Annotated in this window: 6 protein-coding genes and 2 pseudogenes; 2 read left to right on the forward strand and 6 right to left on the reverse strand. The window is 60.2% G+C overall.

Annotated features, from left to right (window positions below; genetic code table 11):
- Positions 1–2043: autotransporter outer membrane beta-barrel domain-containing protein (locus tag ACRXB1_RS21895; protein ID WP_449493194.1), on the reverse strand; the 2043-nt coding region annotated here is incomplete at its 3' end.
- 444 nt (positions 2044–2487) lie between these two features.
- On the opposite strand from ACRXB1_RS21895, the gene ACRXB1_RS21900 reads away from it, so the two are divergent.
- Positions 2488–3618 (forward strand): glycosyltransferase, encoded by a 1131-nt coding sequence (locus tag ACRXB1_RS21900; RefSeq protein ID WP_062002004.1) that lies wholly within the window; start codon positions 2488–2490, stop codon positions 3616–3618.
- Positions 3619–3644: 26 nt separating this feature from the next.
- Here the strand turns inward: ACRXB1_RS21900 and ACRXB1_RS21905 are convergent, their stop codons facing one another.
- The 5 genes and pseudogenes from ACRXB1_RS21905 to ACRXB1_RS21925 all read right to left on the reverse strand — a co-directional run bounded on the left by ACRXB1_RS21905 (position 3645) and on the right by ACRXB1_RS21925 (position 9172).
- On the reverse strand, positions 3645–4370 hold the full coding sequence (locus ACRXB1_RS21905; RefSeq protein WP_449493195.1) for an SDR family oxidoreductase: 726 nt from the start codon (positions 4368–4370) through the stop codon (positions 3645–3647).
- A gap of 75 nt (positions 4371–4445) precedes the next feature.
- A pseudogene (locus ACRXB1_RS21910) lies at positions 4446–4748 on the reverse strand (polysaccharide deacetylase family protein); the annotation flags it as partial.
- A gap of 336 nt (positions 4749–5084) precedes the next feature.
- A complete protein-coding gene (locus ACRXB1_RS21915; protein ID WP_075358426.1) occupies positions 5085–6491 on the reverse strand; it encodes a sigma-54 dependent transcriptional regulator in 1407 nt (468 codons plus the stop codon).
- Positions 6492–6763: 272 nt separating this feature from the next.
- Positions 6764–8161, reverse strand: coding sequence for an LLM class flavin-dependent oxidoreductase (locus ACRXB1_RS21920; RefSeq protein WP_449493196.1), 1398 nt, complete (start codon positions 8159–8161; stop codon positions 6764–6766).
- 93 nt (positions 8162–8254) lie between these two features.
- The gene (locus tag ACRXB1_RS21925; protein ID WP_449493197.1) at positions 8255–9172 is read right to left on the reverse strand and encodes a LysR family transcriptional regulator; all 918 of its coding nucleotides are present in this window, start codon (positions 9170–9172) and stop codon (positions 8255–8257) included.
- A gap of 115 nt (positions 9173–9287) precedes the next feature.
- Here ACRXB1_RS21925 and ACRXB1_RS21930 point away from each other — a divergent pair.
- Positions 9288–9452 (forward strand): annotated as a pseudogene (locus ACRXB1_RS21930) (MFS transporter); the annotation flags it as partial.
- Between the last annotated feature and the right edge of the window lie 91 nt (positions 9453–9543).

Consider the following 9543-nt stretch of genomic DNA (forward strand, 5'->3'; position numbering starts at 1 on the left):
TCCGCCCGTGACGCCTCCCGTCACGGGCGGTGTCACAGGTGGCGTAACCGGCGGATTCTCCAGCGACGAACGCAGGTAGAAGTCGCTCGGCCGTCCTGTTCCGCCTTGATACAGCAGGTACTCATACGCGCCCGCCTGTACCGGCGCGGTCATATGGAACGTTCCGGATGCAGCCGTGCCGTTCACCTGCACGACCTTGATGCCATCGCCAACGGTCAGCGCGCCAAGGCCTGTCGGCTTCACGATTACGGTTGTATCGCCGCTTGCATTGCCGCCAATCACCAACTTGTCCGTGAACTGGTTCGATGCTGCGCCGCCTTCGTTCATCACCGTGTTGACAATCAGCTTCGCGTTGTTGCCCACGTAATTGCCGCTGACGTTCAGCACATTGCCCGTCGTGCCGGATGCAGCCGCGAGGTTGATCGTGGCGTTGTTCGTGAGGTTGCCCTGGATCAGGAACGAGCCTGTCGAAGTTGCCGAGAAAGCCGGCAACGCATTTGCGACAGCGATCGTGCCCGAGTTGTTCACCGAGCCCAGGACCGTGCCGAAGCCGCCGAGTGTCGCGCCGTCGGCAACGGTCGTCGTGCCTGAGCCGATCGTCGCGCTCGCGTGTTGCGCGTCGCCGACTGCAAGGGTGCCGCCAAGCACGTTCGTGTCGCCATAGGTGCTTGCGCCGTTCATCGTGAGCATGCCGCTGCCCAGCTTCGTCAATGCGCCTGAGCCGGTTACAGCCTGCGAAAGAGTCGATGAAAACTGCTGCGTGTCGATGGTCCCGCCGTTCGCGTCGATCGTGATTGCACGGGTGGCCGCGAGGTCGAGATTGTTGCCGAGTTGCAGCGTGCCGCCGTTGAACGTAACGCCGCCGGCGGTAGCGCCCAATGCGTTATCGGCACTGATGTTGACCGTGCCTTGCGTGATCAACGTGCCGCCTGAATACGTGTTTCCGCCGGGCGCCGTTGGCGCCAGCGTCAATGTACCGGCGCCGGTTTTCTCGATGGAACCCGTGCCGCTCAGCAAGCCCGCATACGTGCCATCGTCGGTCTGTGCGAAACGCACGAGCCCGTTGTCCGTGATCGCCGACGGCAGGCTTTGCGCGCGCGCTTCGAGCGTGCCGGGGGCGTCGACGGTGAACTGTCCTGCGTAAGCGTTGTTGTCGCCGGTCAGGATCAGCTTGCCGTTCGCGACTTCCGCCGTCTGCACGTCAGGCAGGATGCCGTTGAGCGTCCATGTGCCGGTATCGTCCTTGATGAGCGTCTGGAAGCCGGCAATGTACCCGCTCACCGATGTGTCGAGCGTTCCGGTGCCGGCGCCGCTCAAGATCAACTGGTTGTTGCCCGTGCCGCCGTCGACGCTGCCTTGCACCGTCGAACCGGTGTAGATGCGCATGGTGTCGTCGCCGCCCGAGAACAGGAGGTTGCCGATCACCTTGCCTTTGTTCGTGAAATCGACAGCGCCGTCGCCGCTCGATCCGATTGCGTTCACAGGCGCTTCGATCACGCCCGTCTGCGTGTTGATGACCGTGTTGCTGCCCGACGTGTTCTGAAACCAGATGGCCGCGGCGTTCTTTGCCTGAATCAGGCCGCTGTTCGTGATGACGTTGCCCGTACCCTGCAGGTTCACGGCTTCGGCAATGTCTTCAGTGCCTTTGGACAACACCTTGCCGCCGGCTTCGACCGTCAGTGTGCCGTTGTTCTGGAACTCGATGGTGTTGGTGCCCGTGCCGTAGAACCCGTGCAACTCGACTGCATGGTTGCTGACGGTGCCGCCGGACTTCACGGTGATGTTGGCGCGGTCGGCGAGACTGATTGCCGATGCGTCTTGTGTATTGATGAGCGCATCCTTCTTGACGACGACTGTGCGGTCGTCGTTACCCGGCGCATTGCCCGTGCCGATCGTCGTTGTCTCTGGCGAGCCGGCACTGCAAACAGTGTATTGACCATTCACTGCGCACGCGGCTGCCGCAGCAATCGGGTTGAGAAGAAACGGAATGAGCAGCAACGACGGTGCAAGCGAGATCGCTCGCGTACGAACAGGATTTGACATGGTACGCCCCGGTGTTTGTTATTTGAATGCGAGCGGAATTTATCAACGGGGGTCATGCTGTGAATGTTGTAAGGCGAACAGTTGTGCTTCAAAACCAACGCAACGATGGACGCTGTGTGCCGTGCCGCTTATAGCGAAACAAATAGGCGCGTGATAAGTGTCAGGCAGTGTCAAATCGAGTGACGGGTACGGGCTCGGGAACGAGCGAGACGCTCTGATCCCTTCACGTCAGTGTCGATGCAACGCGCGCATTGGCACTAGCAGAATCTCATCGTCTTGTTTGCGCGTTGCCGAACACAAGATGAGGCTGGCGTTGCGATGTGTGGTCTATCCTACGTTGCATCGCACGTCGTGCTGGACGGTGCACATGGTCCCTGTACGATGCGTTTTTCAGCGTAGCCAGCGTTTCGACGTTCAGGCCAGGCGTTTTTATTCGGGGGATAGATGGGATCGAAGAGCACTGTGGCGAGCGTGCCGACGAAGGTCCACGTTCATTTGTATTACGGTGTCGATCCGAGCCGTTATCGCAAGGATGACAACGTCGGTTGCCTGTACGGTTATCACTACGCCGAGTCTGAATCCGTGGCGGTTTCGTATTCGCAGGATCATCCCGAAGGTCGCGCGATGCGCTCCATCCGCCGCGGCCTGAAGGCGCTGTTTGGCTGTGACCTGATTCATACGTTTCGCAATCGTGCAGCGTTGCTCGAGTCCGATGTTGTCTGGACGCATACGGAACGCGAGTATCTGTCCGCTGCGCTGTTGCTGATGCTCAAGCGTGGACCCAAGCCGCTGCTGCTTGCCCAAAGCGTCTGGTTGCTCGACGTATGGAAGTCTCTAAGCGGATTCAAGCGCGCCATCTACAAGAAGCTGCTCAACCGTGCGGATCTGCTCACGACGCTCACCACGGATAACGCCGCGCTCGTCAAGCAATTCTGGAACCGCGAAGCAACGGTCGTGCTCTATGGCATCAGCACGGACGACTTCCCCATGCAGCCGGTGTCGCAGTGGCGTCCGCACGAACCCTTGCGCGTTGCCGCGATAGGCAATGACCGGGATCGCGACTGGCAGACGTTCATGGAAGCCTTCGAGAACGACGCGCGTTTCTCGGCACGGCTTGCAACGCAGCGCAAGGTCTCGCGTCCAAGCGCGGCGGATAACGTCGTGGTGGCGCCGGTATCGGGTATCGAAGAACAGCGCAAGCTTTATGAATGGGCCGATGTGATCGTGGTGCCGTTGCATCCGAATCATCATGCATCGGGTATCACGGTGGTGCTGGAAGGCGTGATGGCCGGGAAGGTGGTGGTTGCCACGGACATTGGCGGGCTCACCGACTACTTCTCGCACGATGCCGTTTCGTATGTCCCGGTCCACGATCCGCGCAGTCTTCGCGAAACCGTTGCCGCTTTAGGCGCAGATCCCGAAGGCACGACAGAACGCATCCGCCGCGCGCAGCAGGAGTTGACATCGAAGGAACTGACCACGCGTGGATACGCGCGTCAGCATGTCACGCTCACGCATCAGATGCTGCGCGACGCCGCAATGCGTGAAAGCGTCACGCCAATGGCCCGGGCATAGCCGGAACATATGATTGATTCGAAATCCTACGCAATTGCTCCGCCGCCGTCCACGAGCACGGTCGATCCGGTCGCATACGCTGTGCTCGCAAGGTAGATCACGGCATTGGCGATGTCCTCCGGTTGCCCCACACGGCGTGCGGGCAAGCGGGCGGCGGCGTTATCGAACATGCTCTGGCGTGCTTCGTCGCTGAGCTTCGACCACAATGGCGTGGCGATCATCCCCGGCGACACCGCATTCACCCGCACCGGCGACAACTCCAGCGCAAGGCCGCGCGCCAGCGCCTCCAGCGCGGCGTTGATCGCGCCTTGCAGCACCGAACTCTTGCTTGGCCGCACGCTCAGGAAGCCAGAGATAAGCGTGAGCGAACCGCCGTCGGTGATTTTCGCGGCACGTGCGACGCGATATGCGCCCCAGAACTTGCTGTCCATGGCAGCGTAGGCATCGGCGAGTGCGAGCGTGCGTGCAGGACCGCCCGGCGTTTGAGCTGCCGATACCACCACGTGATCGAACGGTCCCGTCTCCGCAAAGAAACGTTCAACGGCGGCTTCGTCGCCGGTATCCAATACAGCCGTGTCCACGGTTGATCCCATACTCGATTTGATCTCCGCCGCGCTTGCATCCAGCTTCTCCTGGTTACGCGAGGCAATCGTCACGCGCGCCCCGAGTTCGGCGAAGGCTTTCGCGGTGGCGGCGCCAATGCCCGAACTTCCGCCGACGATCAATACGCTCTTCGATGCGAATGTATTCATTCTCAGACTCCTTTATTGCAGCCCCTGAACTGCAGCCCCGGAATTAAAACGCCGGAAGGCTGCGGCCAGGTTCGATCAGATGGTTTCCGTCTCACGCGGCGTGAGGGGACTTTGCAGCACGTATCGGGCAATGTCGTCCTTGCGCATGAACGCGACATCGGGCCGGCTCTTCGCGTAACGCAGGAACTCATCCCACACCCGGACCATTTGCGGCGAACCGCTGATCCGGTCGTGCGCGCTCACGGACATCATGCGGCGACGCGTACCGGCTTCGTCGTAAAGCTGATCGAAGTCGAGCTTGATCTGTTCAAGGAATTTATCGGGCGAATAGTTACGTCCCTCGACCAGCAGGATGTCGTTATTGCGCAGCGGGTGCGGGGATTCATCGACTATTTGCGGGAACGGTTGCATGACGCATGGCGCTGGGGAAAGGCTTGAACGACGCTGTGCAAAAGATGGACGTTTTCTTGAGCGCTAGCGAACAGAGCGATAAGAATTAGTAAGTATGCTTATGGTTATGCCTGCAAGGACAGGCCGTTGAAAACAACCGGGGGATGAAATGCACAACGACGAAAAGCTGGGCGGGCTGTTACTCGTTCTGGTGATCGGGTGGGCCTATCAGGCGATCGCGCAATGCAGAGACTTTTGTTCTCTCCAATGGTCGTCGGCGATGAACGTCAGGACACGCTGGCCGGACTGACGACCAGCGGGTTTCTATTCGACATCCACGCCCGGCGATGTCGTCGCATCGCGCATGCTGTATGCCGACAGGATCCGGTACAGGGTCACGCGTGACACGCCGAGCTCTTTCGCGGCTTCGCCCAGACGTCCGCGATTCCTGAGCAACGCCATTTCGATCGCCTGCCGTTCTCCGGCTTCGCGTGCTTGCGCAAGTGACGTTGGGGCCGGTTCGGCGAATTCGCCAAGCTCCAGATCATGCGCGCCGATCAGGCGTCCCTCTGCCATGACGATCGCGCGCCGCACGCGGTTGATCAACTCGCGCACGTTGCCCGGCCAGGAGTAGTTATGCAGCGCCGCAATGGCATCGGGTGCGAAACCGCGCAGCGGCCGATGCGCGTCTTTCTTGTAGCGCTCGAGCATGTGTTTCGCGAGCAATTCGATGTCCTTGCCGCGAGCCCGTAGCGGCGGTTCATCGATTTGAAGCACGCATAGACGATGGTACAAGTCGGCGCGAAACCGGCCTTCGACCATAGCCGTCTGCATCTCGACGTGCGTGGCGGAAATGATGCGGACATCGACAGAGGTCGAACCATGTCCGCCCAGCCGTTCGACCTTGCGCTCCTGCAGGAAGCGCAGCAGGCTTGCCTGGCTTTCGAGCGGCAGGTCGCCAATTTCATCGAGGAAAAGCGTACCGCCATTCGCCGCTTCCACCCGGCCGATCTTGCGCTGGTTCGCGCCTGTGAACGCGCCGCGTTCGTAGCCGAACAACTCGGACTGCAGCAGATGCGTGGGGATCGCGCCGCAATTGATCGCGACGAAAGGCTGGTCGCGCCGCGTGGAATGCCGGTGAATGGCCGCGGCCGTAAGTTCCTTGCCAGTGCCGGATTCACCGGAAATGAAAACCGGCGCGTCGGTGATGGCGACCTTGCGGATTGCTCGGAACAACGCCAGCATGGCGTCGCACGAACCGATCATTTCGCCTTCGGCGTCGCTGCTGCCCATGGCGTTCACATTGCCGTGCGTGCCGCCCACCACACCGCTGCGCGAGCCTGCATCGTGCAAGGCAGCGATGCCGTAAGCATGTCCGAGCGCATTCAGGATGCGTTCGCCGGAAGCGGGGAGCGTGACGTAATCGAAGCAGAAGTCGCGCACGAGGCGGCGGATTGTTTCGTTGTCGAGCTGGATGGGCGTAAGCAACGCAACCCAGCCGATGGTCTTGATCGACAACATTGTTTCGGCCAGGCGCAAATTCAACTGGACGTTGCGGGACGAAAAATCGAGCAGGCCGCCACTCGCATTCGATGAAAAACTCTCCAGGTCACGACCCAATTCGGAATTTCTGACCGTCCACCCGCGCGCGTCCATCAGAGAGCGAACCTCGAGCGTCAAGGGATCGCCTACGTAATAAAGATGCCTGGGACTCGACGGAAACGCTGCCATGAAAAATTACACCGGTTGGTTACAACGAATAATGCCACCAAAACCATGGGTGGCACGCGTTGTGTCGCTCGCGAATTGGCGTGTTGACGCGGTGTTGAAACGCGTGCTCCTGTTTATAACGACTGTTTGCTTGGAAACTTGAAAGAAGAAGCGCGCCTCCAGTTAGAGGCGCGTCGCAGGGGAAACCCTTTCCAAAAGCTCCATAAACCCGTGGAATTGAACTTGTCTAAAGAATACGGCAGGTTCCGGGATCTGGATGCGTCGAGACAGAATTATTCCGCTGATCCGGCGGATTTCGTCGACAGATTGCGAAACGATGCACCCGCGTGTTCCTGCGGCAAATGCGCGGCGCCCCCAAAGAGTTTTTCGCGAAACGTGCCGTCGGCGTAGGTGGTTTTGTAAATGCCCCTGGCCTGAAGTCCGGGAATCACCAGGTCGATGAAATCTTCGTAGCTCTCCGGCGTCACCGTACGGGTCAGGTTGAAACCGTCTACGCCCGCTTCATTCACCCAGGATTCGAGCGCATCGGCTACTTCGACCGGGTCGCCTACGATGGTCGTATAACGTCCGCCAAGCTTCAACTGATCGAGCAGACGCCGCACGGTCCAGCCGGACTGGCCATCGGTTACGCGCTGCACGGATGATTCGATGCCGCGGCTCTTCGGAGCGCCTGGCGGCTGGATTTCGTCGTCGGGATCGAAGATCGAATAGTCGGTATCCGTTCCCGCCGCGAAATGCGCCAGTCCGGCTTCGGGACTTGCGTAATGCGCATATTCGGCAAATTTTGCTTCGGCTTCGGCATGCGTGCGGCCGACCACGACGGTAATGCCCATGAAGATCTTCAGGTCGGCAGGGTTGCGGCCGGCATCGGCGGCTTGCTGGCGCAGTGCATCGACGAGCTTTTTCGTGCCGGGCTTGCTTTGGCTCGATACAAACACGCACTCCGCATGACGCGTGGCGAATGCCTGTCCTCGGCCCGATGATCCCGCCTGGAAGAGCACCGGCGTGCGTTGCGGCGAGGGTTCGCAAAGGTGGTAACCCTCGACGTCGTAATAGCGTCCGTGGTGATCCACCTTGTGCACTTTCGCAGGATCGGCGAAGACGCGCGTTTTACGATCGCGGACCACGGCGTCGTTTTCCCAGCTTCCTTCCCAGAGCTTGTAGAGCACGTCGAGATATTCGTCGGCGCGGTCATAGCGTTCATCGTGTGCAATCTGCCCGGTCAGGCCCATCGCGCGCGCCGCGCTGTCCAGGTACCCGGTCACGATGTTCCAGCCAATCCTCCCGTCGCTCAGATGATCGAGCGTGGAGAAACGTCGTGCGAGCAGGTAGGGCGCTTCGTACGTGAGGTTCACCGTAATGCCGAAGCCAAGGTTGCGCGTGACCGCGGCCATGGCCGAGACCAGCATCATGGGATCGTTGACGGGAAGCTGGACCGACTCCTTCAAGGTCAGATCGGCCGATTGCTGATAGACATCGTAGACGCCGACTATGTCCGCAATGAAGAGGCCATCGAACAGTCCTTTTTCGAGCAGCTTTGCAAGGTCGGTCCAGTATGAAAGCTTGCGGTAATCGGTCGAGCGGTCACGTGGATGCGTCCAGAGGCCATGATTGATATGGCCCACGCAATTCATGTCGAACGCGTTCAAAAGGATCTTTTTCTTGCTCACGGGAGTCCTCGCGGAAAACGACGGATGAAGGGCGCAAAGGGCGGATAGCATCGCACGGTCAGGATCGCCGGCGAACCATCAATTTGATATTTATTATCCATGACTGCGGACGCTGCGTTTCTTTTCGCCCGGGTACGCTTCGATGAGGCCCGCAAACCGGTCGGCAAGCGTGGTACGTGCGCGCGCAGGCCAGATGGCGCTCAACTCGAAGGGTGGCGCGGCGCCGTCCGAAATTTCGCAAAGCCGCACGCCACTGAATTGCAGCGCGCGCACCGAACGCGGCAACAGGGACACGCCGCATCCGGCAGCCACGCACGCGAGGACCGTCAGCGAACGGTTGGCGTCCTGCACGATTTCTACCGCGCAACCGGCTTGCCGGAACGCGCTCAAGATCCCCGCACGAACACCCGGCAATTGCCCGTGAGGAAACCATACCAGGCCATGCGGCGCGAGTTCGCTCAGCGACACCGCGCCGTTTGCGCCCAGCGGAAAATTTTCGGGCAACACCGCGATCAACTGTTCGCGCGCGATCAGCTTCTCGTGCATTTTCCCGGCAACAGGCGCCGGCGTGTGCAACAGGCCGATATCGATTTCTCCCGTTTCAAGCGCGCTTGTCTGCTCGGCGTTGCTCATCTCGCGCAGCACGAGATCGACGTCGGGAACGGATGCGCGCAGTGCCGCAATCGCGCGGGGCAGCACTGCAAAAAGCGCCGCCGATGCAAAACCCACCGTCAGCCGTCCCGCTCGCTGCGCGCCGATTTCGCGCGCCCGATGCGAGGCGGCATCGATTCTCGCGACGCTCATGCGCACGTCCTCGACGATCGCCAGTCCCGCCGCAGTCAGGTCGGCGCCGCGCCGCGTGCGGCTGAAGAGCTTGACGCCCAGATCCTTTTCCATGCGCGTGAGCGCCTGGCTCAGCGCAGGCTGGGCAATGTTCAGGTGATCGGCGGCGCGGGTGACGCTGCCCGCGTCGGCGACGGCCAGGAAATACTTCAGGTTGCGCGTGTCCATATTAAAACGATATGAAAGATGATCACTTGCATCATAGTTCTTTATCCCTCCGATCCCTAGAATGGGTTTCATGGGCCGTTGCAAGAAGCCCGGAAAATACAATCAGGAGACGACAATGAACTGGTACCGCGAAATATCGCCGACGGAAAAGCGCACGCTCTGGAGCTGCTTCGCGGGATGGGCGCTGGACGGCATCGACACGCAACTGTTCAGCCTCGTGATTCCGACCCTGCTGGTGACGTGGGGTATCGGCAAGGGGCAGGCGGGGTTGATCGGCGGCGATATTTCGCGGTACCAGTTCATTGTCGTCTCCTGATTGTATTTTCCGGGCTTCTTGCAACGGCCCATGAAACCCATTCTAGGGATCGGAA

Source organism: Caballeronia sp. M23-90, assembly GCF_053574605.1.